Here is a 23,760-nt window from a genome sequence, read left to right on the forward strand (position 1 = left end):
TGCCGACCCAACCCGCCCCTACCGCTGAGGAGTTCGGTGCCCGTGCAGGCGACCGCCACAGCCGAAGCCAGAGCCCTCTTACGGCGGCTCGGCGCCGACCGCACCCCCCACCCGGGCGGCACCCTCCTCGCCCACCTCGAACGCGTCCGCATGCAACTGGCTCTCTGGGACGCCCGCCCCGCCCTCCGACTCGCCGGCCTCTGCCACGCCTTCTACGGCACCGACGGCTTCCCCACCGCCCTGCTCCCGCTCGACCGGCGCACGGAACTCGCGTCCGTGATCGGCCCGGACGCCGAGGCGATCGTGCACTTCTACGCGAGCTGCGACCGTGAGGCGACGTACCCGCATCTCCTGGAGCCGCTCTTCCGGGACCGGTTCACCGGGCGGACGTACGCTCCCGCCCGCGTCCTGCGCAGGGACTTCGCCGAGCTCACCGCCGCCAACGAACTCGACCTCGCCCGCCGGGATCCGGCCTTCCGGGAGCGGTGGGGGCCCGAACTCCTCGCTCTGCTCACCCGGTTCCGGCCCCTCCTCAGCCAACTCGCCTGGCGGGACACCCTCACCGTCCTGCACACCCCTTGACTTCTCAAGACCCCCGCGCGACGTTCCGGACCTTCGTCCATACCAACCGCAGGGGGACCCGACCATGAGTGTGACCCGAAGACACCTGCTGGCCGCCGGTGCCGGGGCGGCCGTCGCCGCCGGGGTGCAACAGGGCGCGAGCGCCGCCGACCTGCCGACGATCGGGACGTACGACGTCGTCGTCATCGGCTCCGGCGCCGCCGGCATGACCGCCGCGCTCGCCGCCGCCAAGCAGGGCCTCAGCACCGTGGTGCTCGAGAAGGCGCCCACTTTCGGCGGATCCGCCGCCCGTTCGGGGGCCGGGATCTGGATCCCCAACAATCCCGTCATCCTCGCCGCCGGCGTCCCGGACACCCCGGCCAAGGCGGCTGCCTACCTTGCCGCCGTCGTCGGCCCGGACGTTCCCCTCAGCCGCCAACAGGCCTTCCTCGCGCACGGGCCCGCCATGATCTCCTTCGTCATGGCCAACAGCCCGCTCCGCTTCCGCTGGATGGAGGGGTACAGCGACTACTACCCGGAGCTCCCGGGCGGCCTGCCGGGCGGCCGTTCCATCGAGCCCGACCAGCTCGACGGCAAACTCCTCGGCGCCGAACTCGCCCACCTGAACCCGCCGTACCTCGAAGTCCCCGCCGGACTGGTCGTGTTCAGCGCCGACTACAAGTGGCTCGCCCTGTCCGCCGTCAGTGTCGAGGGCGCCGCCGTCGCCGCCGAGTGCCTGGCGCGCGGCACGAAGGCGGCCTTGCTCGGGCAGACGCCGCTCACCATGGGACAGTCGCTGGCGGCCGGGCTGCGGAAGGGACTCCAGGACGCCGGAGTCGCCGTCCGGCTCAACACCCCCCTCACCGAGCTCCACGTCGACAAGGGCGCCGTCGCCGGAGCGGTGACCCCCGGTGGGCTCTACCGTGCCCGCCGGGGCGTGATCGTCGGCTCCGGCGGCTTCGAGCACAACGCGGCGATGCGGGCGCAGTACCAGCGGCAGCCCATCGGCACGGAGTGGACCGTCGGGGCGAAGGAGAACACCGGGGACGGCATCCGGGCCGGGCAGCGACTCGGCGCCGATGTGGCGTTGATGGACGACGCCTGGTGGGGGCCGGCCATCCCGCTCCCCGACGACCCGTACTTCTGTCTCGCCGAACGCACCCTCCCCGGCGGGCTCATCGTGAACGCGGCAGGCCGGCGGTTCGTCAACGAGGCCGCTCCGTACAGCGATGTCGTCCACACCATGTACGACCGGAATCCGACCGACCCCGACATCCCGTCCTGGCTGATCGTCGACCAGAACTACCGCGACCGGTACCTCTTCAAGGACATCGCGCCGACCTTCGTCCTCCCCGACGACTGGTACGGCTCGGGCGCCGCCCACAAGGCCTGGACGGTCGACGCCCTGGCCGCCTCCATCGGCGTCCCCGCCGCCGCCCTCCGCGCCACCGTCGACCGCTTCAACTCCCTTGCCGTGAAGGGCGACGACCCGGACTTCGGGCGCGGCGACAGCGCCTACGACCACTACTACACAGACCCCTCGGTCCTCCCGAACTCATGCCTGGCCCCGCTGTGGCTGCCCCCGTACTACGCCTTCAAGCTCGTCCCGGGAGACCTGGGGACCAAGGGCGGCCTGGTGACCGACGCCCGCGCGCGCGTCCTGCGGCCCGACGGCTCCGTCGTCCCCGGCCTGTACGCCGCCGGGAACGCCAGCGCGGCTGTCATGGGCCACAGTTACGCGGGCGCGGGCGCGGGCTCGACGATCGGTCCCGCGATGACCTTCGGGTACATCGCGGCCCGGGACATCGCGGGGGTGATCTAGTCGCGGCGAGCGATCAGAAACGCCTGCTGCGACACCTCCTCGGGGCAGGGTTCGCGCACCGTCCGCGAGACGAGCGCGAACCCGGCCGCCCGGAGCAACCCGATGATCTGCTCCGGCTGCCGCCTCAGGAAGGTCAGTGCGACGGGGCGCCCCCAGGGCCGGTCGTGATGCCGGTCCTCGTCGCCGGCCTGGAAGGCGACGAGGAGGTGCCCGTCCGGTGCCAGCACGCGGTGGAACTCGGCGAACAGACGGGGGAGTTCGTCCACAGGGGTGTGGATGGACGAGTACCAGGACACGGCACCGGCGAGCGCCCCGTCCGGAAGATCCAGTTCCAGCATCGAGCCCCGCTCGAACCGCAGCCCCGGGTTCTCCCGGCGGGCGATGGCCAGCATCGACTCCGACAGGTCGAGCCCGAAGACGGACAGCCCGAGGGAGGCCAGGTATCCCGTGACCCGCCCGGGCCCGCAGCCCAGGTCGGCGACCCGTCCGCTGTCCCCCACCAACTCGGCGAACCCCTCCAGCAGGACCCGGTCCAGTGGACTGACGGTGAGAACGTCCCGGAACTGCTCGGCGTAGTCCTCGGCGACGGTGTCGTAGAAGGTGCGGGTGGCGGTCACGAAGTCGGTGTCGGTCATGGCCGGGGACCCTAGCGGCCCCCACTGACACTCAGGCGACTCCGGCCGCCCGCAGTACGGCAGTTGCCGCCGCCGCCCCCAGCACCACCACCACGAACGGCGCCTTCCGCCACGCCAGCACGGCCCCCACCAGGACTCCGGCCGGCCGCGCCCACCCCGCGAAACCGCCGCCCTCCGTCAGCGCCCCCGTCGCCAGCAGCGCCACCAGCAGGACGACGGCACCCGCGCCCAGCAACTCCTGGACCCGCTCCGGCAGTTCCACCCGCCCGTGCAGCACCGGCCCCACCAGCCGGAAGGCATACGTCCCCACCGCCAGCGCCAGAATCATGGCGACCGTCGCGCTCACGCCGGCCTCCTGCCGCCGTGCAGGACCAGCCCCGCCAGCGCCACCAGCACCGGCACCCCCGCCGGGACCGCCGGCGTCACCGCCAGGGCGAGCGCGGCGCCGAGCAGCGCGGACCGTCGTATCGCCAAGGACTCGCGCAGGGCGGGCAGCACCAGGGCGACGAGGACGGCGGGGAAGGCTGCGTCCAGGCCGTAGGTGCCGGTGTCGCCCAAGGCGTCCCCGGCGAGGGCGCCGACCAGGACGCCGGTGTTCCACACGGCGAACAGGCCGAGCCCGGAGACCCAGAAGGCCGCCCGGCGCCGCGCGGGATCCGGCTGGGCGAGGGCGAAGGCCACCGTCTCGTCGGTGACCAGGTGCGCGCCGAGGAGACGGGCGACCCGCCCCGGGCCGAGGACGTCCGCGACCGCGAGACTGAAGGCGGCCGTACGGGTGTTGAGCAGCAGGCCGGTGACCGCCGCGGCGACCGGGCCGCCCCCGGCCAGCAGCACCCCGACCGCACTGAACTGGGCGGAGCCCGCGTACACCATCAGGGACATCACCACCGGCACCCACACCGGCAGACCGCCGGTGACGGCGATCGCGCCGAAGGAGAGCCCCACGACTCCGCTCGCGAGCCAGACGAGCGCACTGTCACGGACCAAGGCTGTTCGCTCTGTCGTACGCATGTTCACTAGACTGGACGGTAGCCGCACTGTTCGTCAAGGCGAACGATCATACCGATGGAGCGAACAGTATGCCCGACAGCCCCCCGCCCCGGCTCCCCCTGGACTGGATCGCCACCTCTCTGCGTCGCGAGCGCACCCGCGCCGGGATCTCCCTCTCCGAGCTGGCCAAGCGCGCCGGAATCGCGAAGTCCACGCTGTCCCAGCTGGAGGCGGCGAGCGGGAACCCGAGCGTGGAGACCCTGTGGGCGCTGGGGGTGGCGCTCGGGGTGCCGTTCAGTGCCCTGGTGGAGCCGCCGGCGCCGTCCGTGCGGGTGATCAGGGCCGGACAGGGGCCGACCGTGGCCTCCGAGAAAGCCGAGTACGCGGCCACCCTGCTCTCCGCGAGCCCGCCCGGAGCGCGACGGGACATCTACCACCTGCGGGCCGAACCCGGGGCCGTGCGGGAATCGGAGCCGCATATTCCGGGGACCGTGGAGCATCTGATCGTGGGCACGGGGAGGGTGAAGGCCGGACCGGTGGGGGAGGAGGTCGAGTTGGAGCCCGGCGACTACATGACCTATCGGGGAGATGTGGCCCATTCGTACGAGGCGCTCGCCCCCGGCACGACGTTCGTGCTCGTCATGCAGCACGTGTGAAGGCAAAGGCAGGAGCCCCGCTACCGTGCGGCGCGGGGCTCCTTGGGTACTGCTTTCAGGTCCGGATCAGAGGCTGGATCGCCAATGAGACGGGATCGCTCAGACGGGGGTGACGTTCTCCGCCTGCGGGCCCTTCGGGCCCTGGGTCACGTCGAAGGAGACCTGCTGGTTCTCCTCCAGCGAACGGAAACCGCTCGCGTTGATCGCGGAGTAGTGGACGAAGACGTCGGGGCCGCCGCCCTCCTGGGCGATGAAGCCAAAGCCCTTTTCGGCGTTGAACCACTTCACGGTTCCGGTAGCCATAAGCCCTCCTTGGGCCCAAAAGGGTTGCCCTGCTCCAGAACCTGCAAGTGTGAAAACAGTGCCGCACAACTGCATATGTCTGAAAACGACTAGAGCCTGCGGTTACATGCTCCGCAGGCTCTGTACTGCAAGGGAAACCAAACTGCAACTTGCGGCGAGCCTAGCATGCAGGCAGCCGAAAGCAATAGAGGCCAAGATCACGTCACCCGGACGTTTGAAGGATCGTGCGGGGGGTTGACTGTGGGGCCGAAGTCCGAAGCGTACCCCAAGGGGTCTACTGTCGCGATGTGGACAATTCTCGCACCCGGCCGCGCGTCGGCCACATCCAGTTCCTGAACTGCCTGCCCCTGTACTGGGGGCTCGCGAGGACGGGCACGCTCCTCGACTTCGAGCTCACGAAGGACACCCCGGAGAAGCTCAGCGAGAAGCTGGTGCAGGGAGACCTCGACATCGGGCCCATCACCCTCGTCGAGTTCCTCAGGAACGCGGACGACCTGGTCGCCTTCCCCGACATCGCCGTCGGCTGCGACGGCCCGGTCATGTCCTGCGTCATCGTCTCGCAGGTCCCGCTGGACGAGCTGGACGGCGCCAGGGTGGCCCTCGGGTCGACCTCGCGCACCTCCGTACGCCTCGCCCAGCTCCTCCTCGCCGAGCGCTACGGCGTCCGGCCCGACTACTACACCTGCCCGCCCGACCTCAGCCTGATGATGCAGGAGGCGGAGGCGGCCGTACTCATCGGAGACGCGGCCCTGCGGGCGAACCTCCTCGACGGCCCGCGCTTCGGCCTCGAGGTGCACGACCTCGGCTCACTCTGGAAGGAGTGGACGGGGCTGCCGTTCGTCTTCGCGGTCTGGGCCGCCCGGCGGGACTATCTCGAACGCGAGCCGGTCATCACCCGCAAGGTCCACGAGGCCTTCCTCGCCTCCCGGAACCTCTCCCTGGAGGAGGTCGGCAAGGTCGCGGAGCAGGCGGCCCGCTGGGAGGACTTCGACGAAGAGGTCCTGGCGAAGTACTTCACGACGCTGGACTTCCGGTTCGGAGGCCCGCAGTTGGCGGCGGTCACGGAGTTCGCGCGGAGGGTGGGGCCGACGACGGGTTTCCCCGCTGACGTGAAGGTGGAACTGCTTCAGCCCTAATCTGCATCTGCACCTTATGGGGGAGGCCGGTATGCAGCCGCTGGGAGTCGACGAACCCACCGCCGTGGGGCCCTACCGGCTGCTCGGCCGACTGGGTTCCGGCGGCATGGGCCGGGTCTATCTGGGCCGCAGCGCCGGGGGCCGCACGGTCGCCGTCAAGATCGTGCACCCGCACTTCGCGCTCGACGAGGAGTTCCGCGCCCGTTTCCGCCGCGAGGTCGACGCGGCGCGGAGAGTGGGCGGGGCCTGGACCGCGCCGGTCCTCGACGCGGACCCGGAGGCGGCGGTGCCGTGGGTCGCCACGGGGTATGCGGCGGGCCCTTCCCTGGCCTCGGCGGTCATGGACGGGGGTCCGCTGCCCGAGCATTCCGTACGAGTCCTGGGGGCGGGGCTTGCCGAGGCGCTCGCGGCCGTGCACGGACTGGGGCTGGTCCACCGGGACGTGAAGCCCTCCAACGTCCTGCTCACCGTCGACGGCCCCCTCCTCATCGACTTCGGCATCGCACGCGCCACCGACGGCACCGCGTCCCTGACCTCCACCGGCGTCTCCATCGGCTCGCCGGGCTACATGTCCCCCGAACAGATTCTGAGCAAGGGGGTGTCGGGCGCGGCGGACGTCTTCTCCCTGGGCGCGGTGCTGGCGTACGCGGCGACGGGGGTACCGCCCTTCCCGGGGGACTCCTCGGCCTCCCTCCTCTACAAGGTGGTCCACGAGGAGCCCGAACTCGGATCGCTGACCGGCGAGTTGCGGGACCTCGTGGGGGCCTGCCTGTCCAAGTCGGCGCAGGAGCGGCCGGCTCCGGAGGAGCTGGCCCGACGGCTCGCCCCTGAGGGGGCGGCTCGGCTGGTGGCGGCGGGATGGCTGCCGGGGGCGCTGGTCGAGCAGGTGGGGCGCAGTGCCGTACAGCTGCTGAACCTCGAGGCGACGGGGCAGCCCCCGTCGGGAGTGGTGGGGTTCAGCAGCCCTTCGGTGGAAGGGGCTTCGCTGGAGACGGGGGGTTTGTCCGGGGCGGGTGGGCCGTTTGGGTCCGGCGGGGCGTCGGGCTCGGGCGGGTCGTCAGCTTCGGGTGGAGCGTCAGGTTCGGTGGGCTCATCGGGTTCGGGTGGAGCGTCGGGTTCGGGTGGGTCGTCCGGTCCCGGTGGCCCCTCGGGTTCGGGCGGGTCGGTCGGGTCCGTGGGCTCGGCCGGTGCGTTCGGGCCGCCGCCGGTGATGCCGGTGGTGTCCGCGGGGGTGCCTCCGGCTGCCGCGGCAGGGCCCCCGGCGTTCCCGGTCACGCCGACGGCACCCACGGGCGCGCCCTTTGTGCCCGAACCCCGGGACGCGGCGCCGCACGAGACGGTGGTGCCCTCCGACCGGCGTCCCGGCCCCGGGCGGCTCTCCGTCTCCGTGGCCGCCGCCTCCGCGCCCGGCGACAACGGGCGCGGGCGTCGGCTGAGTTGCACCGTGGCGCTCGCGGTCGCGGGGGCACTGGCAGCCGTGACCGTGGGGTCGGTGTTCCTGTTCGACCTGCTGCCGGGGCGCGGCGAGGACGACTCGGCGAGTTCCAGACCCGGCAACGACGCCTACTCCTCGGCCCCGAGCTCCGTACCGTCGGCCTCCCTGCCCTCGGCGTCCTCCGCGCCTTCCGCGTCCTCCCCGCCGTCCAGCGCGGCGCCGAGCGGGCCTTCCGAGGTCCCCGCCCGCTATCTCGGCACCTGGGAGGGGCAGGGCAGCGGTCTCGGCGGGAGCCTGCCGATGGGGACCTTCCGGATCACCGTCAAGAAGGTGAGCGTCGGCGAGGAGTTGGGCCGGCTGCAGCAGACCGACGCGATCGGGGCCGAGTGCACCGACGTCCTCACGCTGAAGCAGGTCACCGAGACGGAGCTGGTCACCACGGCCGTCGGCGCGAAGGACAACCACGCCGGCTGCAACCCCACCGCCCACACCGTCCGCCTCACCGCGGTGGGCGGCGACCTCAAGTACACGTCGGAGAGCGAGGCCGAGGGATACCCCGAGGCGCGGATGTCGAAGGTCGAGCGGTGACGGAGCTGCTTGTCGCCGTAGCCGCACTGTGGGGAGCGGCGGCGGGTTCGCTGCTGCCGCGCGCCGCCTACCGCTACTCCGTCCCGCCCGGGGAACCGTGGCGGGAGACCTGCCCCGACGGGCACCCGCTGGGCGGCCGGCTCGGGTGGGCGAGGTGCCGGACATGCGGCACACAGCAGTCGTACGGTCCCAGCACCCCTGTCCTCTCCACCGTCACCGCCCTCCTCTGCGCCGCTCTCGCCGGCGCCACCGGCACCCACCCGGAGATCGCCGTCTGGCTGCTGCTCGCCCCCGTGGGCGTCCTGCTCGCCGTCATCGACCTGCGCGTACGACGACTGCCCGACCCGCTCACCCTCCCCCTCGCGGCCGCCGCACTCGCCCTGCTCGGGGCGGTGGCGCTGGTGCCCGAGCACGCCGGGAACTGGCCGAACGCCCTGTTCGGCGCCCTCGCGCTCGGCGCGGGCTACTGGGTGCTGTGGCGGATCAACCCCGGCGGCATGGGCTTCGGCGATGTGAAGCTGGCGCTCGGGGCGGGGGCGGTCCTGGGCTGGTACGGCTGGGACACCGTGCTCCTCGGCACCTTCGCCGGCTTCCTGCTCGGCGCGCTCTACGGCGGTGTCCTGGTCCTGGTGGGCAGGGCGGGACGCAAGACGGCGATCCCGTTCGGGCCGTTCCTGATCACGGGGGCGTACGCGGGTCTGCTGATCGGCGCGTACACGGCCTGACATCGGCCTGACATCCGGCTTGTCGGAGGGCTGGCGTAGGCTGGCCCAGACCGCCCGAACCCTTGACGAAAGGCACGCCCCGGTGACCGAGAAGGCCGACCTTCAGTCCGTCCTCGACCGTGCCGCCGAGGGTGGGCGCATCACTCCGGAGGAGGCGCTCGACCTCTACCGCGACGCCCCGCTGCACGCGCTGGGCTCCGCCGCGGACGCCGTGCGCCGCCGTCGGTACGCGGGCACGGAGCACATCGCGACGTACATCATCGAGCGGAACATCAACTACACCAACGTGTGCGTCACGGCGTGCAAGTTCTGCGCTTTCTACGCCCCGCCCACCGCCAAGGACAAGGGCTGGACCCGCGACCTGGACGACATCCTGCGCCGGTGCGCGGAGACCGTCGAACTCGGCGGCACCCAGATCATGTTCCAGGGCGGCCACCACCCGGACTACGGCGTCGAGTACTACGAGCAGCACTTCGCCGCCATCAAGAGGGAGTTCCCCCAGCTGGTGATCCACTCGCTGGGTGCGTCCGAGGTCGAGCACATGGCCCGGATCTCCAAGGTGAGCGTGGAGGAGGCCATCCAGCGCATCCACGCGGCCGGCCTCGACTCCTTCGCGGGTGCCGGTGCCGAGATGCTCCCCGAGCGCCCCCGCAAGGCCATCGCGCCGCTCAAGGAGTCCGGCGAGCGCTGGCTGGAGATCATGGAGACGGCGCACAACCTGGGCGTGGAGTCCACCTCCACGATGCTCATGGGCACCGGCGAGACCAACGCCGAGCGCATCGAGCACCTGCGCATGATCCGTGACGTACAGGACCGCACGGGCGGCTTCCGGGCGTTCATCCCGTACCTCTACCAGCCGATGAACAACCACCTGAAGGGCCGCACCCAGGCCACGATCTTCGAGTACCTGCGGATGATCGCCATCTCCCGGCTCTTCATGGACAACATCGCCCACATCCAGGGCTCCTGGCTGACCACCGGCCAGGACGCGGGCCAGCTGACGCTGCACTACGGCGCGGACGACCTCGGCTCGGTCATGCTGGAGGAGAACGTCGTCTCGGCGGCCGGTGCCAAGCACCGCTCCAACCTCCAGGAAATGATCGACATGATCCGTACGGCGGGACGGGTCCCGGCCCAGCGCGCCACCACGTACGAGCACCTCGTCGTCCACGACGACCCGGCGAACGACCCCGTCGACGCGCGCGTGATGTCCCACATCTCCTCCACGGCGATCGCGGGCGGCACGGCGCATCCCGAGCTGAAGATCCTCGCATCCAACTAGGCCTGTCTTGCTGACGATCCACACCGCCGACCTGCTGATCCCGGGCGGCGGAAGGCCGCCGCTGCCCGGTGGGGCTGTACTGGTCGAGGGGCGGCAGCTCGCTGCCGTGGAGGTCTACGAGGACCTGGCCGCCGCACATCCCACGGCAAGGGTGCGCCGCTGGCCGGGAGTTCTCACCCCGGGCCTGGTGAACCCGTACGGCCCCGAGCTCCTGGAGCAGGCCTACCACCCGGACCCGCGTGAGGACCTGGGCAGCGAGCCCCTCACGGGGGAGGCGCTGGAGTCCCTCGACATGACGGACACTCGGTGGGGTGCGAGCGCGAGGCGCGGCGTGCAGCGGATGCTGGCGCACGGAACGGTGGCGGTAGTGGGGCCATTGCGACGCCCAGCGGTGATCGATGCCGTACACAGGTCGGGCCTGACGATCGAGCAACGGCTCGCGGATCCGGCGGGTCCGCCTTCACTGGCCTCGGGATCGTTCGCAACCGCCCTGCTGCCCCAGGCCGAGGCGACGTTCGCGATCTTCGAAACCTCAGAACTGACAATCTGCGTGGCTACGGTGATCAACGGCCGCTTGCTACACCGGCGCAGGTAGGGGCTTTTAGGGGCGCGGGGAACTGCGCGACCAGCCCCGACCCTCCCGCACCCGAAACTCAACCGGAGAACGCCTCCCCGAACGCCCCCGAACTCTGGGAAACCCCACTGCAATTGGTCAGCGCGTCATCCTCGTCCGGGTTTCCCGACTCACACTCCTGATCCCGAAATGTCGACCACATCGACACCCACGCGACCTCCTTCGACTCGGCGAACTCCCGCACCTGGGCCGCGTCGGACAACGTGAACGTCTCCCCGTCCACATCGTTCGTCCCGATCATCGAGGTGAGCGCCATGGCCTGCCACGCAGTGGAATCGGACGTACCGAAAACGTCCCGCAACTGAGCCTGCGCCGCCTTCGCCGAAGTGATCGCGTAATCCCCCATGTCCCCGTCGTACGACTCCCCGTAGTTCATCGTCATGATGTTGACGGTCGACACCTGAACCGACTTGTCGTTCGCGGATTCCAGCAACGCCACACTGTCGTCGTCGAGCCCGGAGGGCATCACGGGAAGCGTGAACGAGACGGCGAGACCGCTCCGTGCCTCCTGGAGCAACGCGATCGCCTCGGACCGCAGCTCCACCGAGTCGGAGTCGGTCAGCGCGTCCCCCTCGATGTCGAAGTCGGCGAGTGAGGAACCGGCGGCGTCCAGTGCCTTTCCGTAAGCCGCAGCCAGTTTCGCCGCGGTGGAGCAGGTCTCGGCCAGCTCCTTCCCGGACGCCCCGCCGAAGGAGACCCGCACCTGAGCCCCGTCCTCCTTCAGCGCGCTGATCCGGGACGTGACCGACGAGTCGCCGATGGCGGACGTGCCGTTCCAGGAAGGGGTGCAGGCGCTGCCGTCGGCGATCACGAACGCGAGGTTGTACACCGAGGGCGACCCCGCGGAGTCGTTGTCGGACGCTTCGTCAGCGCTGACGTAGGGCGCGTACGCGGTGACCGAGGATGCGGCTTCCGTCGCCGACGCCGAGGCGCTGCTCTGTTCCGGAGGCTCCGCGTCCGAGGCGCTGTCCGATTCGGAGGAGCACCCCGCCGTGGCCAGGGCGAACAGACAAATGACCCCGGCCATCGGCTTCAGGAAACTCCGCATGCGCATGCACCCGCTCTCGTGATTTCTCTTTCTGGAGGGGCGAATGTCTCACACCCGCCTGAGCTTCATGAGGACGAATCGGTCATGCACGGCGGACACTCTCAGGAAACAGACAGGATAAGAGGTTTCTCATATGCGCCTCACAAGAATGTCAAATCTGGACACATAAAGACTGCCTAATGTCTGGGGAATGCATTCCGAGCCTGCCATCGAAAACCGCGCCGACGTGCGCGGTCGCCGCCGTAAACGCGGTAGTAACGGGTCCGCCGAGGGCCCGGTGTTCGTTGACAATTCCGGACGCCGCTCCAAGCTGCTGCGCCGGATCGGCCTTCTCCTCGGCGTCCTGTCCCTCGGGTACGCCGTCGTGCTGGGCCTGGCCTTCATGGGCATCGGCGTCTCCAGCACGACGTTGCTGCCCTTCGCGGGCGGCGGTCCCGGCGGTTCCTCGAACTCCGGCCCCGGCGGCCTCCAGCCGCAGGGCGGTATCGGCACACCGCCGTCGAGGCCCTCCGGCACTCCGCCCACGGGCACCGCCACGGGCGCTCCACCGAGCACCGTCCCGACCGCGACCGCCTCCGCTGCCTCCAACTGACCGGAACGGCCCACCACATGACCACGACGACGCCCTCCCGCGGCCGCCGGCGTGCCCCCACCCGCATCGAGCGGGCGGCGGGCAAGGCCGCGGCGTTGCAGAAACCGCGGGTCATCCTCGCCCTGCTGCTCCTGCTCGGCCTGACCAGCGTGATGCTGCTCGACGGCTATCTGCGCGCCGAGGTCGGCGGCGACGAGCGGGTGCGCGACGGCGCCGGCTCCGGCAAGGTCCCCGACAAGATCCTCAACGGCGGGCCGATCATCAGCTTCCGGGGCGGCCAGGCCACCTCGACCTCCGTGCCGGCCAAGACGATCGCGCTCACCTTCGACGACGGCCCGAACCCGACGTACACGCCCCAGGTCCTGAAGATCCTTGAGAAGTACGACGTCCCGGCGACCTTCTTCCTGGTCGGCTCGATGGTCTCGCGCTACCCGGGGATCGTGAAGGACATGGTCGACCAGGGCAATGAGGTGGGCATCCACACCTTCACCCACGTCGACCTCTCCTACCAGAGCGACGCCCGCATCCGGCGCGAGATGACCCAGACGCAGCTCGCCCTCGCGGGCGCGGCCGGCATCACCACCACGCTGTTCCGGGCGCCGTACTCCTCGGAGACGGACGCGATCGACAACTACAGCTGGCCCGTGTACAAGAAGCTCGGCGAGGAGGGTTACACCAGCGTCTTCGTCGACACCGACAGCGACGACTGGAAGAAGCCGGGCGTCTCGAAGATCGTCAAGTGGGCTACGCCGGCCGGGACCTCGGGCGCCTCCGTGCTGATGCACGACGCCGGCGGCGACCGCGAGCAGACGATCAAGGCGCTGCCTACGTACATCGAGAAGATGAAGGCGAAGGGCTACACCTTCACCACCATCAGCGGGGTCATCGAGGCGCAGAACGCCGCCGCCCGCGCGGGACAGCAGGCGAACCCCCCTGCCGGCACCGCGGGCGGACAGCTCCAGGGCGGGAGCCGGAACGGCACCGACCGCCTCCAGGCCGCGCACCGCGAGGCCACCGGCACGACCCTCTACGAGGGCAAGGCGCTCGTCGTGGCCGTCGCCGTCGCCGAGTACACCGTCCCCACGCTGTCGGTCGGACTCGTGATCGTGGGCGTGGCCGTCATGGGCCGGTTCGGGATGATGCTGATCCTCGCCCGCCGCCACTACAGACTGCGCAACAAACGCCGCTTCAGCTGGGGGCCCACGGTCACCCGGCCGGTGACCGTGATCGTGCCGGCGTACAACGAGAAGGAGTGCATCGCCAACACCCTGGAGTCGCTGGCGAAGAGCACCCATCCGATCGAGGTCATCGTCGTCGACGACGGCTCCTCGGACGGCACCTCCGAGATCGCCCGCGAGGCGGCCCGCTCGCTGGGCATGACGAACGTCCGGGTCATCCGCCAGGAGAACGCGGGCAAGCCGGCCGCCCTCAACAACGGTGTCCGCAGCGCCAGTCACGGCATCGTCGTGATGATGGACGGCGACACCGTGTTCGAACCGGACACCGTACGGCAGCTGGTGCAGCCCTTCGCGAACCCGGAGGTCGGCGCGGTCGCCGGCAACGCCAAGGTCGGCAACCGCGACACGGTCATCGGCGCCTGGCAGCACATCGAGTACGTGATGGGCTTCAACCTCGACCGCCGGATGTACGACCTGCTGCGCTGCATGCCCACCATCCCGGGAGCGATCGGCGCGTTTCGCCGTGAGGCGGTCCTCCAGGTCGGCGGGATGAGCGAGGACACCCTCGCCGAGGACACCGACATCACCATCGCGATGCACCGCGCGGGCTGGCGGGTCGTCTACCAGGAGCACGCGCGCGCGTGGACCGAGGCACCGGGCTCCCTCAAGCAGCTGTGGTCGCAGCGTTACCGGTGGTCGTACGGCACCATGCAGGCGCTGTGGAAGCACCGCAAGTCCCTTACGGACAAGGGTCCTTCGGGCCGCTTCGGTCGGGTCGGCATGCCGCTGGTGGTGATCTTCCAGATCGTCACGCCGGTCTTCGCCCCGCTGATCGACGTGTTCACCGCCTACTCGATGATCTTCGTCGACTTCCGGGCGGCGTTGTACGCGTGGCTCGCGGTCCTCGGCGTCCAGCTGGTGTGCGCGGCGTACGCCTTCAAGCTGGACAAGGAGAAGTACCGCTATCTGCTGATGATGCCGCTCCAACAGCTGGCCTACCGCCAGATGATGTACCTCGTCCTGATCCACTCCTGCATCACCGCGCTCACCGGCGGCCGGCTGCGCTGGCAGAAACTGAAGCGGACCGGCGAGGTCGGGACCCCGGCGGGGGTGGGCTGATGAGCTGGGAGCAGCAGGAGTATCAGCAGCAGGGCTATCAGCAGCAGGGCTGTCCGCAGCAGGGGTACGACTGTGAGTACGGGTACTCGGGGTACGTAGAGCAGCCGTATCCGCAGCAGCAGCCGTATCCGCAGGAGTACGTCGACCACGGCTCCTACGGACAGGGCGTGGAGCCGGAGCCGCCGGTTCCCGGAGCCCCCGCTGACGCCGAGGCGGAGGAGGAGAAGCCTCCGTCTCGGCCCCCGGGCCGCGACCGCTACTTCGACACCCTCCGGGCCGTCGCCCTGATCCGGGTCGTCACCTATCACACCTTCGGCTGGGCCTGGGCGGGCATGGTCTTCCCCTCCATGGGGATCATGTTCGGCCTGGCCGGCACGCTGATGGCGAAGTCCCTGGAGCGGCCCGCCCTCACGGTGGTCAGGAGCCGGATGCGCCGCCTGCTGCCGCCGTTCTGGTTCTGGGGCGTCTTCGTGGTCCTCGCGATGCTGGTCCACGACTGGATGCCGGGCTGGCAGATCGTCTACTGGATCGTGCCGCTCGGCGATCCGCCGGGCAACGCGTGGGGCGAGCAGGCCTGGGAGATCCTCTGGTATCTGCGGACGTACCTGTGGTTCGTCCTGCTGTCCCCGGTGCTGCTGAAGGTGTTCCGGTCGGCTCCGGTGCCGGTCCTGCTGCTGTCCCTGACCCCGATCGTCGTCTTGCAGTTCCTGTGGGAGCCGCCGGACAACCGCCTCGGCAGCGCGCTGACGGACCTGGCCACCTTCCTGTTCTGCTGGATCCTCGGCTTCGCCCACCGGGACGGGGTCCTCGAAAGGCTGAAGGCGCCGGCCGTCGTCGCTCTCTCGCTCGCCGCGATCGGGTTCAGCGGCTGGTACGCCTTCACGCACCAGGCCGAGACGGGGTCGTACGACCTCGACGACATCCCCCTCGCGCAGGCCTTCTGGTCGGCCGGGTACGTGACGCTCCTGATGTGGGCCAAGTCGTGCTTCGGGATCGACTTCGCCTGGCTCACCCGCTTCCGGCGGACCGACCGGGTCGTCACGATCTTCAACTCCCGCGCGGTGACGATCTACCTGTGGCACGAGATCGCGCTGATCCTCGCCGTGCCGCTGATCGACCAGTTCTGGAACGTGCCCGCGTTCGAGAAGTGGCTGCCGCTGGAGAGCCAGTGGTTCATGTTCGGCGTCGGCTGGATCCTGATCGCGGGATTCGTGCTGCTGTGCGGATGGGTGGAGGACGTGGCCGGGAAGAAGAAGCCGCAGCTTCTTCCGGGCGGGCGGCCTGCAAGAATGGGGACGTGACCCGCGCTTCCCTGAACAAGCAGCCGCACGAAGTCGCCTCGATGTTCGACGACGTGGCGGAACGGTACGACCTGACGAACGACGTGCTGTCGCTCGGCCAGGACCGGGTGTGGCGCAAGGAGGTCGCCAGGGCCGTCGACGCCCGCCCCGCCCAGAAGATCCTGGACCTGGCGGCGGGCACGGCCACCTCGTCGCTGCCCTTCGCCCGCACCGGCGCCTATGTCGTGCCCTGCGACTTCTCGATCGGCATGCTCCAGGTCGGCAAGCGGAAGCACACCTGGCTGCCGTTCACCGCGGGCGACGCGACGAAGCTGCCCTTCAAGGACGACACCTTCGACGCCGTCACCATCTCCTTCGGGCTGCGCAACGTCCAGGACACCGACACCGCGCTGCGCGAGATGTACCGGGTGACCAGGCCCGGCGGCCGGGTGGTGATCTGCGAGTTCTCGCACCCCACCTGGGCGCCCTTCCGCACGGTCTACACCGAGTACCTGATGCGCGCACTGCCGCCGGTGGCCCGCGCGGTGTCCTCCAACCCCGACGCCTACGTCTACCTCGCCGAGTCCATCCGCGCCTGGCCGGACCAGTCGGCCCTGGCGGAGCGACTCCGGAAGGCCGGCTGGTCGAAGGTGGCGTGGCGGAATCTGACGGGCGGGATCGTGGCCCTGCACCGGGGCGTCAAGGAGAGCTGAGCAACGGCTCCGTGACGTGTACGACCCGGGTCTGTACGACCCGGGTCAGCCGAGCCCCGTCGTACAGCGCACGGCGTACGGGTCTCCCGGCTCGTCCAGTTCGCGCTGGAGGCCGCCGCTCGGGGGTCTGGGGATGCGGGGCTCGCGGATGCCACCGCCGCCCTCACCCGGACCGAGGTCGAACCACACGTACACCACCGAGTCCCGCGGAACCTCCGCACCGGCCTGCGGGTACTGGCGTACGACATAGTCGACGACGGCCTGGTGGAAGTCCTTGCGGTCGGGCGCACTGACGAACAGGCCCTGCGCCTGGGCCGTCTCGCGTGCGTCGACAGCCATGAGTCCGACCAGACGCGGTACACGCACGTCGGGCGTATTGGGTGTTATGCGCACAGATGTCACCCCCAGCGGTACTGGAAGGGTAACCCCGGCCCCGGGCGACAGGAAGTGTCGAGTGTCTTTCTGTAACAGAACGCTACTCTGTGTGACTGATCCGCAGAGGGAGTCGGAAGCAGAGCGCCTCTTCGTTGAACCGGGGGTGCGTGAAGGTCTCCGCGAGTTCCATCCCGAGGCGCTTGGCGACCGAGATCGACCGTTCGTTGCCGGGTCTGACCATCGCCACCACGTCCGTCACGCCCGCCGCCCTGAGCCGCTCCAGGGTCATCTGCGCGGCCGCCGTGGCGTACCCCTGGCCCCAGTACGCCCGCCCGAGCCGCCACCCGATCTCGATCTCGCCCGTCGGCCCCCAGTCCTGCGGCCATGGCTGGGCACCGGTGAAGCCGATGACCTGCCCGCTCTCGTCAACCATGGTCCACAGACAGAAGCCACGCTCGGCGTCGTGCCGGCGCTGGCGCGCGGTGAGCTCCTCATAGACGTACAGCTCAGCGGACCTGCCGCCGTGGAACTCCATGACGTCCGGGTCGTCGAAGACCCGGTGCCAGGCGACGGCGTCCTCGTCGGTGGGGACGCGCAGCCGTACAACAGGCAGAGCTCGGTTCACTGGGGCAGCCCTTCAGCCGGGTGATCAATTCTGCTGAATAGACTGCCCATGTCCAGTGCCGGTCGGCACGCGGATTCAGAACTTGATTCCGAACTTGATTCCGAGCCTGGGGAGATCCCGCCGTGACCGAGCCCCTGTCCGAGAACACCGCCGATGTCATCGTCGTCGGCGCGGGGCCGGCCGGCTCCACGACCGCGTACCACCTCGCCAAGTCCGGACTCGACGTGCTCCTGCTGGAGAAGACCGAGTTCCCGCGCGAGAAGGTCTGCGGCGACGGCCTCACCCCGCGTGCCACCAAACAGCTCGTGGCGATGGGCATCGACATCTCCGAAGAGGCCGGCTGGCTGCGGAACAAGGGTCTCCGGATCATCGGCGGCGGCGTACGCCTCCAGCTGGACTGGCCGGATCTCGCCTCCTTCCCCGACTACGGCCTCGTCCGCAAGCGCGACGACTTCGACGAGCAGCTCGCCCGCCAGGCCCAGAAGGCCGGGGCGCGGCTGTTCGAGCGCTGCAACGTCGGTGCCCCGATCATCGACGACCGCACGGGCCGCATCACCGGCGTCCACGCGAAACTGGGTGAGGACAAGCGCGAAGTCACCTTCCACGCGCCCCTCGTGGTCGCCGCCGACGGCAACTCCACCCGGCTCTCCCTCGCGATGGGCCTGCACCGCCGCGAGGACCGCCCGATGGGCGTCGCCGTACGGACGTACTTCGAGTCCCCGCGGCACGAGGACGACTACCTGGAGTCCTGGCTGGAGCTGTGGGACCGCCGCGGCCCCGGCGAGGACCGGCTGCTGCCCGGCTACGGCTGGATCTTCGGCATGGGCGACGGCACCTCCAACGTCGGCCTCGGCGTCCTGAACACCTCCGACTCCTTCAAGGAACTCGACTGGCGCGAGGTGCTGAAGGCCTGGTGCGCCTCGATGCCGGAGGAGTGGGGCTACACCCCGGACAACATGACCGGCCCGATCCGCGGCGCCGCCCTGCCGATGGCCTTCAACCGCCAGCCGCACTACACCAAGGGCCTCCTCCTGGTCGGCGACGCCGGCGGCATGGTGAACCCCTTCAACGGCGAAGGCATCGCCTACGCCATGGAGTCCGGCCAGATCGCCGCCGACGTCATCGTCCAGGCCCACGCCCGCTCCACCCCCGCGGGGCGCGAAATGGCCCTGCAGCGCTACCCGCGCGTCCTCAAGGACACCTACGGCGGCTACTACACGCTGGGCCGCGCCTTCGTGAAGCTCATCGGCAACCCGAAGGTCATGAAGATCGCGGCCCAGCGCGGTCTGACCCACCCGCTGCTCATGAAGTTCACCCTCAAGATGCTCGCCAACCTCACCGACCCCACGGGCGGCGACGCGATGGACCGGATCATCAACGGGCTGAGCAAGGTGGCGCCGAAGGCGTGACGGGAGCCCCTCGGACGGAGCACCGTGGGGGGATGGACGTAGGGGTCGCCTTACCCGTGTTCGTCATCCTCCTCGCGGTGTCGGTGTGGGCGCTGGTCCACTCCCTCAGGCGCTGACCGTGCCCTGACCGCCGTTCAGCGCCTCGATGTTTGCCGCCCGGCGGGCGAACACCTCGTCCCGCCGGTCCGCCACCTGCCGCAGCGCCTCCTTGCGGTCCCGACTGGACAGCCGGTCCAGATACACGTGCCCGTTCACATGGTCGGTCTCGTGTGCCAGGCAGCGCGCGAAGTACCCGGTCCCCTCGATCACGAGCGGTTCGCCGTCCTTGTCGAACCCGTGGACCACGGCCCGGTCCGGACGCGGTACGTCCATGACGGCGCCCGGCACCGACAGACACCCCTCGCTGTCGTCGAGCAGCCTGCGCCCGGCCGGGTCGAACTGCTCGAGCACCGGGTTGACGATGTGCCCGACATGCCGGACCCCGTCGTCGTCCGGGCAGTCGTAGACGAAAAGCCGCAGATCGACATCGACCTGGTTGGCCGCGAGGCCCGCCCCGTCCGCGATGTACATCGTCAAGAACATGTCGTCGATCAGCGCGGCGAGATCGGGCCCGAACTCGGTCACGTCCCGGCACGGCTTGTGCAGCACCTCCTCGCCGACCTCGGTGATGCGCCGGACCTGCCCGCGCCGGGCCTCGGGGGCGAGACGCGGATACGAGTCGGTGGGCCTGCCCTGGACGAACACACTGGGCATGGTGGTTTCTCCTGTTCGATGCGGGTTGTGAGGATGCTGTGGGCGGTGGGTCTCGGGGGTTCCGCCCTCCGGAACCTCTCCTTACCCTCCGTTGCCCATGACAACAGAACACATCCAACAGCCCCAGGAGCAGACCGGCCACACCCGCAGACGGTTCCTGGCGGGGGCCGGGGGAGCGGCCGTCGCGTTAGGGACCGTGGGGGCGGGCAGAGCGGGCGCCGATCCTTCCGGCACCCGCGTCGCCGTCCTCGGCGGCGGGGTCTCCGGCCTCAGCGCCGCCCACGAACTCGCCGAACGCGGCTACGCCGTCACCGTCTACGAGTACTACGACGCCCTCGGCGGCAAGGCCCGCTCGATGCCCGCCCCGGGAACGGCCGCCGGCGGCCGCGCGGACCTCCCCGCCGAACACGGCTTCCGGTTCTTCCCCGGCTTCTACCGCAATCTGCCCGACACCCTGCGCCGCATCCCCTTCCCCGGCAATGCGCACGGCGTCCACGACAACCTCCGCAGCGGCACCGAGGCCCTGTTCGCCCGCGCGGGCGGCCGCCCCGACCTGCACTTCCCGCTGCGCCGCGGCACCACCCCGCCCGCCCCCGGCGACCTCACCCCGTCCTGGATCCGCGACCAGATCCTCTCCGTCCTCGACCTCGGCACCCGCCTGCCCGCCCACGAGGCCGCCTACTTCGCCGACCGCCTCCTGGTCCACCTCACCAGTTGCGACGCCCGCCGCGAGGACCAGTGGGAGAAGGTCGCCTGGTGGGACTTCATCCGCGCCGAGGAGATGAGCGAGGAGTACCGCACGCTCCTCGGCATCGGGCAGACCCGCAACCTCGTCGCCACCCGCGCGGAAGTGGCCTCCACGCGCACCGTCGGCCGCGTCATCATCGAGGCCCTCCTCCTGTGGGGCCTGCTCGGCCGCGGCATGGACGGCGACGCCGACATCGACCGCGTGCTCAACGCCCCCACCAGCGAGGCCTGGATCGATCCCTGGGAACGGCACCTGCGCTCCCTCGGCGTCGAGTTCGTCCTCGGCACCCATGTCCGTGAGATCCGCTACGACAGCGGCCGCGTGACCGGCGTCCACGTCTCGGCCCGCGACGGCGGCGGCGACCGTACCGTCACCGCCGACCACTACGTCTGTGCCCTCCCCGTCGAGCACGCGCGCGTCACGTGGGGCCCGGCCCTGCGTGCGGCCGACCCGCAGCTCGCGCGGTGCGACGCCCTGCAGACCGACTGGATGACCGGCGTGATGTTCTACCTGCGCACGCCCACCCCCGTCGTGCACGGCCATGTCAACTGCCTCGACTCACCGTGGTCGGTGACCGGCGTCGGACAGGCGCAGTTCTGGGACGGACGGGACTTTCCGCGCGACTACGGCGACGGACGGGTCCGGGACTGCCTCTCCGCGATCATCTCCGAATGGGACAAGCCCGGCATCCTGTACGGCAAGACGGCCAAGGAATGCACGAAGGAGGAGGTCGTCGCCGAGCTCTGGGCCCAACTCAAGGACGGCCTGAACGACTCCGGGAAGACGACCCTGCGGGACGAGGACCGCCTCGGCTGGTTCATGGACCCGGCGGTGACGGGCCTGGGCGGCCCCGCCCCGCGCAACCGCGAGCAACTCCTCATCCATCCCACGGGCACGCTCTACAACCGCCCCACGGCGCGCACAGTGGTCCCGAACCTCTTCCTCGCCGGCGACTACATCCGCACGGACGTGGATCTGGCGTCGATGGAAGGCGCCAACGAGTCGGCCCGGCTCGCGGTCAACGCACTGCTGGACGCGGACAATTCGGACGCCGAGAGGTGCCATGTGTGGGAGCTCTACCGGCCCCCGGAGATGGAACCCCTGAAACGGGTCGACGAGGTGCGCTACCGCCTCGGCCTGCCCAACACCTTTGACCTGGGATGAACTATTTGGGGTGAACGCGTTGGGATGAACCGGTGGGGCCGCTGCCCCCGAGCGGCTGCGGCCCCACCAAGCTGTTCCGGTGTCAGAGCACCCGCACCGCTCCGGTCGGCGGGTCGTAGGACAGCGGCTTCTCGACGACGCCCGTCGAAGGGTTCTGCGCGCCGACGAACATGCCGTCGCCGACGTACACCGCCACGTGGTACGCGCTGCCCGCGCCGCCCCAGTACAGGATGTCGCCCGGCTGGAGGTTGCTCAGCGAGACCTGGGTACCCGCGGTCGACTGGTCCTGCGAGACACGCGGCAGGTCGACGCCGATCTGGCTGAACGCGGCCTGGACGAGGCCGGAGCAGTCCCAGGAGTTGGGACCGGTGCCGCCGGAGACGTAGGCGTCACCGACCTGTGCCTTCACGAAGGCGATGACGGCCGCGGCCGAACCGGTGGCCGTGGACGAGCTCGTGGAGACGCTGGCGCTCGCCGAGGCGGACAGCGTGGCCCGCTCGGCGCTGCGCGAGGCGGCTTCCTCGGCGGCGGCCTTGCGGGCCTCCTCGGCCTTCTTCTTGGCCTCCGCCTTCTTCTTGGCCTCCGCGAGGTCCGCCTTGGCCTGCTTCGCGGCCTTTGCGGCGGCCGCGTCACGCTCGGCCTGCAGCTGGTAGTTGGCGGCCGCCTGCTGCATCGCGTCGGCGGACTCGGCGACCTGGCTGCCCAGGTCGGCCGACAGGGTGGGCAGTTCGAGGGTCTGCGTCGTCGACTCGGCGGCGAACGCCGAAGCCGACGCGCCCGCCGCTGCCATGCTGAGCACGCCACCGGCGACGCCGGCGCGGACGGCGATCGAAGTCGTCGCGCTGCGGCGGGGTTTCCGGTGACTGCGTATGTGAGCGGTGTGGGACATGAGACCAACTGGTATCAGGGGCTCCTCCATACCTTCAAGAAACGTGTGCTGCGCCACAGTTGTTCAATCGGCAGCCCGAATCTCCGGTGTCCCGCTCTTTATTGACGCCGTAACGGACATTGCGGACGCTCGTGATCAAGCCTGTGATCATGGCCTTTCGCTGTTACGCCCTAATTGCCCCGCATCTACCATCGGTTGAGGCCGATGGCCAAGCCCCCTTCTTAGGAACCTCTCATATGTGTGGCGGAGGTCACGCAACGGTTACGGCGGCGGCTGCGTCCGGGGGTGGCCGGCGCTCGTGAATGCGTGCACGCGTCCACATCCGTCCTCGCGGGTCCCTCGGGGGTGTGAATGCGGTCCTCTACCAAGCGGTCGCGTCCAGCGCCAATTTGCATGCAGGGGAAGTCTCTTGATATGGAGACGCCTCTTCCGACCTGCGCCGACTAGCGAAAATGTCACCTCTGGTGATCACTTGGACGCTTCCCGTGTGAAGATCACCGCCGATCCGACTTCATGATCCTTCGTCTGGTGGTGGAGATCACAAAGCTTGTGCAATACCCCGTGTCGCAGATCACAGACCGGCAGGCATAAGATGCGGGTCAGTTGGGCTTGTGACCTGCTTCACATGTTCGCGATCTTCGTCGGGACGGACGGAGGTCAGAGGGACGTATGAGTCGGGTGTGAGTCCGATGCCATCGCCAGCAGTCAGTGCCGACTGAGAGGAGCGAGGAGCGGTGAACGCTTATGCGCCCATCCTCGTACTGGGAGCCCTCGGGGCAGGCTTTGCGATCTTCTCCGTGGTCATGGCCACGCTGATCGGTCCGAAGCGGTACAACCGGGCCAAGCTCGAGGCCTACGAGTGCGGGATCGAGCCGACCCCCACGCCGGCCGGCGGCGGGCGCTTCCCCATCAAGTACTACCTGACGGCGATGCTCTTCATCGTCTTCGACATCGAGATCGTCTTCCTCTACCCCTGGGCCGTCACCTTCGACGCCCTGGGTGTTTTCGGGCTCGTGGAGATGCTGCTCTTCGTGCTCACCGTCTTCGTCGCGTACGCGTACGTATGGCGGCGCGGCGGCCTGGAATGGGACTGAGGGGCC

At 69.8% G+C, this 23,760-nt stretch carries 24 protein-coding genes; 15 read left to right on the forward strand and 9 right to left on the reverse strand.

Translation table 11 applies throughout. The features are described from left to right. Nucleotides 1-36: 36 nt before the first annotated feature. Both QF027_RS28580 and kstD read left to right on the forward strand, forming a co-directional pair. Entirely contained in the window at nucleotides 37-582 is a 546-nt protein-coding gene (locus tag QF027_RS28580) for a DUF6817 domain-containing protein (protein ID WP_306977771.1), read from the forward strand. 64 nt (nucleotides 583-646) lie between these two features. Next, the gene (kstD, locus tag QF027_RS28585; RefSeq protein WP_307077948.1) at nucleotides 647-2,383 is read left to right on the forward strand and encodes a 3-oxosteroid 1-dehydrogenase; all 1,737 of its coding nucleotides are present in this window, start codon (nucleotides 647-649) and stop codon (nucleotides 2,381-2,383) included. Here the strand turns inward: kstD and QF027_RS28590 are convergent. From QF027_RS28590 to QF027_RS28600, 3 genes are read right to left on the reverse strand one after another with little or no spacing between them, the layout of a single operon-like run. Beyond that, nucleotides 2,380-3,018, reverse strand: a complete 639-nt coding sequence (locus QF027_RS28590) for a class I SAM-dependent methyltransferase (protein ID WP_307077949.1) — start codon at nucleotides 3,016-3,018, stop codon at nucleotides 2,380-2,382. The two genes, kstD and QF027_RS28590, sit on opposite strands and share 4 nt — an antisense overlap. Nucleotides 3,019-3,049: 31 nt before the next feature. Beyond that, the gene (locus QF027_RS28595; RefSeq protein WP_307077951.1) at nucleotides 3,050-3,364 is read right to left on the reverse strand and encodes an AzlD domain-containing protein; all 315 of its coding nucleotides are present in this window, start codon (nucleotides 3,362-3,364) and stop codon (nucleotides 3,050-3,052) included. Next, a complete protein-coding gene (locus QF027_RS28600) occupies nucleotides 3,361-4,029 on the reverse strand; it encodes an AzlC family ABC transporter permease (protein ID WP_307077953.1) in 669 nt (222 codons plus the stop codon). Before QF027_RS28600 ends, QF027_RS28595 begins: the two co-directional genes overlap by 4 nt. Before the next feature lie 68 nt (nucleotides 4,030-4,097). Between QF027_RS28600 and QF027_RS28605 the strand changes: the two genes are divergently transcribed. Next, nucleotides 4,098-4,664, forward strand: a complete 567-nt coding sequence (locus QF027_RS28605) for a helix-turn-helix domain-containing protein (protein ID WP_307077955.1) — start codon at nucleotides 4,098-4,100, stop codon at nucleotides 4,662-4,664. Between the two features lie 99 nt (nucleotides 4,665-4,763). Here QF027_RS28605 and QF027_RS28610 read toward each other — a convergent pair whose 3' ends face one another. Next, the gene (locus QF027_RS28610) at nucleotides 4,764-4,967 is read right to left on the reverse strand and encodes a cold-shock protein (RefSeq protein ID WP_003992177.1); all 204 of its coding nucleotides are present in this window, start codon (nucleotides 4,965-4,967) and stop codon (nucleotides 4,764-4,766) included. Nucleotides 4,968-5,254: 287 nt separating this feature from the next. Here QF027_RS28610 and QF027_RS28615 point away from each other — a divergent pair, with 287 nt between their 5' ends. The 5 genes from QF027_RS28615 to QF027_RS28635 all read left to right on the forward strand — a co-directional run bounded on the left by QF027_RS28615 (nucleotide 5,255) and on the right by QF027_RS28635 (nucleotide 10,728). Beyond that, nucleotides 5,255-6,103, forward strand: coding sequence for a menaquinone biosynthetic enzyme MqnA/MqnD family protein (locus tag QF027_RS28615; RefSeq protein ID WP_307077958.1), 849 nt, complete (start codon nucleotides 5,255-5,257; stop codon nucleotides 6,101-6,103). Between the two features lie 31 nt (nucleotides 6,104-6,134). Beyond that, on the forward strand, nucleotides 6,135-8,126 hold the full coding sequence (locus QF027_RS28620) for a serine/threonine-protein kinase (RefSeq protein WP_307077959.1): 1,992 nt from the start codon (nucleotides 6,135-6,137) through the stop codon (nucleotides 8,124-8,126). After that, the gene (locus QF027_RS28625; RefSeq protein WP_306977754.1) at nucleotides 8,123-8,851 is read left to right on the forward strand and encodes a prepilin peptidase; all 729 of its coding nucleotides are present in this window, start codon (nucleotides 8,123-8,125) and stop codon (nucleotides 8,849-8,851) included. Before QF027_RS28620 ends, QF027_RS28625 begins: the two co-directional genes overlap by 4 nt. 82 nt (nucleotides 8,852-8,933) lie before the next feature. After that, a complete protein-coding gene (gene mqnC / locus QF027_RS28630) occupies nucleotides 8,934-10,133 on the forward strand; it encodes a cyclic dehypoxanthinyl futalosine synthase (protein ID WP_307077961.1) in 1,200 nt (399 codons plus the stop codon). 7 nt (nucleotides 10,134-10,140) lie between these two features. Next, nucleotides 10,141-10,728 carry a hypothetical protein gene (locus tag QF027_RS28635; RefSeq protein WP_307077963.1) on the forward strand — a complete coding sequence of 196 codons (588 nt, stop codon included), beginning with the start codon at nucleotides 10,141-10,143 and terminating at the stop codon, nucleotides 10,726-10,728. Nucleotides 10,729-10,786: 58 nt separating this feature from the next. On the opposite strand, the gene QF027_RS28640 is transcribed toward QF027_RS28635, so the two are convergent. Next, nucleotides 10,787-11,815, reverse strand: coding sequence for a chitinase (locus tag QF027_RS28640; RefSeq protein WP_307077965.1), 1,029 nt, complete (start codon nucleotides 11,813-11,815; stop codon nucleotides 10,787-10,789). A gap of 277 nt (nucleotides 11,816-12,092) precedes the next feature. Between QF027_RS28640 and QF027_RS28645 the strand changes: the two genes are divergently transcribed. Genes QF027_RS28645 through QF027_RS28660 form a run of 4 tightly spaced genes read left to right on the forward strand, consistent with a single transcriptional unit; the run spans nucleotide 12,093 to nucleotide 16,697 of the window. Beyond that, entirely contained in the window at nucleotides 12,093-12,407 is a 315-nt protein-coding gene (locus QF027_RS28645; RefSeq protein WP_306977745.1) for a hypothetical protein, read from the forward strand. A gap of 17 nt (nucleotides 12,408-12,424) precedes the next feature. Further along, the gene (locus QF027_RS28650; protein WP_307077967.1) at nucleotides 12,425-14,704 is read left to right on the forward strand and encodes a bifunctional polysaccharide deacetylase/glycosyltransferase family 2 protein; all 2,280 of its coding nucleotides are present in this window, start codon (nucleotides 12,425-12,427) and stop codon (nucleotides 14,702-14,704) included. After that, nucleotides 14,704-16,005 (forward strand): acyltransferase family protein, encoded by a 1,302-nt coding sequence (locus QF027_RS28655; RefSeq protein WP_307077969.1) that lies wholly within the window; start codon nucleotides 14,704-14,706, stop codon nucleotides 16,003-16,005. The genes QF027_RS28650 and QF027_RS28655 overlap by 1 nt, the downstream gene beginning before the upstream one ends. Then, on the forward strand, nucleotides 16,002-16,697 hold the full coding sequence (locus QF027_RS28660) for a demethylmenaquinone methyltransferase (protein ID WP_306977738.1): 696 nt from the start codon (nucleotides 16,002-16,004) through the stop codon (nucleotides 16,695-16,697). The genes QF027_RS28655 and QF027_RS28660 overlap by 4 nt, the downstream gene beginning before the upstream one ends. Before the next feature lie 45 nt (nucleotides 16,698-16,742). Here QF027_RS28660 and QF027_RS28665 read toward each other — a convergent pair whose 3' ends face one another. After that, a complete protein-coding gene (locus QF027_RS28665; protein ID WP_057608010.1) occupies nucleotides 16,743-17,063 on the reverse strand; it encodes a PASTA domain-containing protein in 321 nt (106 codons plus the stop codon). Between the two features lie 109 nt (nucleotides 17,064-17,172). Next, nucleotides 17,173-17,697 carry a GNAT family N-acetyltransferase gene (locus QF027_RS28670; RefSeq protein WP_307077971.1) on the reverse strand — a complete coding sequence of 175 codons (525 nt, stop codon included), beginning with the start codon at nucleotides 17,695-17,697 and terminating at the stop codon, nucleotides 17,173-17,175. A gap of 122 nt (nucleotides 17,698-17,819) precedes the next feature. Here QF027_RS28670 and QF027_RS28675 point away from each other — a divergent pair, with 122 nt between their 5' ends. Beyond that, nucleotides 17,820-19,106 carry a geranylgeranyl reductase family protein gene (locus QF027_RS28675; protein ID WP_057608008.1) on the forward strand — a complete coding sequence of 429 codons (1,287 nt, stop codon included), beginning with the start codon at nucleotides 17,820-17,822 and terminating at the stop codon, nucleotides 19,104-19,106. Nucleotides 19,107-19,211: 105 nt separating this feature from the next. Here QF027_RS28675 and def read toward each other — a convergent pair whose 3' ends face one another. Further along, nucleotides 19,212-19,859 carry a peptide deformylase gene (def, locus tag QF027_RS28680; RefSeq protein WP_306977733.1) on the reverse strand — a complete coding sequence of 216 codons (648 nt, stop codon included), beginning with the start codon at nucleotides 19,857-19,859 and terminating at the stop codon, nucleotides 19,212-19,214. Nucleotides 19,860-19,956: 97 nt separating this feature from the next. Here def and QF027_RS28685 point away from each other — a divergent pair, with 97 nt between their 5' ends. Beyond that, complete coding sequence (locus tag QF027_RS28685) at nucleotides 19,957-21,771, forward strand: hydroxysqualene dehydroxylase (RefSeq protein ID WP_307077973.1); 1,815 nt, start codon at nucleotides 19,957-19,959, stop codon at nucleotides 21,769-21,771. 82 nt (nucleotides 21,772-21,853) lie between these two features. On the opposite strand, the gene QF027_RS28690 is transcribed toward QF027_RS28685, so the two are convergent. After that, complete coding sequence (locus QF027_RS28690) at nucleotides 21,854-22,660, reverse strand: C40 family peptidase (RefSeq protein WP_306977729.1); 807 nt, start codon at nucleotides 22,658-22,660, stop codon at nucleotides 21,854-21,856. 734 nt (nucleotides 22,661-23,394) lie between these two features. Here QF027_RS28690 and QF027_RS28695 point away from each other — a divergent pair. Then, nucleotides 23,395-23,754 carry an NADH-quinone oxidoreductase subunit A gene (locus QF027_RS28695; protein WP_007383963.1) on the forward strand — a complete coding sequence of 120 codons (360 nt, stop codon included), beginning with the start codon at nucleotides 23,395-23,397 and terminating at the stop codon, nucleotides 23,752-23,754. Nucleotides 23,755-23,760 lie beyond the last annotated feature (6 nt).

The organism is Streptomyces canus (assembly GCF_030816965.1).
GTDB classification, from domain to species: Bacteria; Actinomycetota; Actinomycetes; order Streptomycetales; family Streptomycetaceae; genus Streptomyces; species Streptomyces canus_E.

What these genes read in the sequence shown, in the direction of transcription:
- QF027_RS28600 (WP_307077953.1), bottom strand. Translation starts at nt 4,029, where the DNA reads ATGCGTACGACAGAGCGAACAGCCTTGGTCCGTGACAGTGCGCTCGTC.
- QF027_RS28655 (WP_307077969.1), top strand. Translation starts at nt 14,704, where the DNA reads ATGAGCTGGGAGCAGCAGGAGTATCAGCAGCAGGGCTATCAGCAGCAG.
- QF027_RS28610 (WP_003992177.1), bottom strand. Translation starts at nt 4,967, where the DNA reads ATGGCTACCGGAACCGTGAAGTGGTTCAACGCCGAAAAGGGCTTTGGC.
- QF027_RS28690 (WP_306977729.1), bottom strand. Translation starts at nt 22,660, where the DNA reads ATGTCCCACACCGCTCACATACGCAGTCACCGGAAACCCCGCCGCAGC.
- def (WP_306977733.1), bottom strand. Translation starts at nt 19,859, where the DNA reads ATGCCCAGTGTGTTCGTCCAGGGCAGGCCCACCGACTCGTATCCGCGT.
- QF027_RS28650 (WP_307077967.1), top strand. Translation starts at nt 12,425, where the DNA reads ATGACCACGACGACGCCCTCCCGCGGCCGCCGGCGTGCCCCCACCCGC.
- QF027_RS28640 (WP_307077965.1), bottom strand. Translation starts at nt 11,815, where the DNA reads ATGCGGAGTTTCCTGAAGCCGATGGCCGGGGTCATTTGTCTGTTCGCC.
- QF027_RS28685 (WP_307077973.1), top strand. Translation starts at nt 19,957, where the DNA reads ATGACAACAGAACACATCCAACAGCCCCAGGAGCAGACCGGCCACACC.
- QF027_RS28620 (WP_307077959.1), top strand. Translation starts at nt 6,135, where the DNA reads ATGCAGCCGCTGGGAGTCGACGAACCCACCGCCGTGGGGCCCTACCGG.
- QF027_RS28605 (WP_307077955.1), top strand. Translation starts at nt 4,098, where the DNA reads ATGCCCGACAGCCCCCCGCCCCGGCTCCCCCTGGACTGGATCGCCACC.
- kstD (WP_307077948.1), top strand. Translation starts at nt 647, where the DNA reads ATGAGTGTGACCCGAAGACACCTGCTGGCCGCCGGTGCCGGGGCGGCC.
- QF027_RS28590 (WP_307077949.1), bottom strand. Translation starts at nt 3,018, where the DNA reads ATGACCGACACCGACTTCGTGACCGCCACCCGCACCTTCTACGACACC.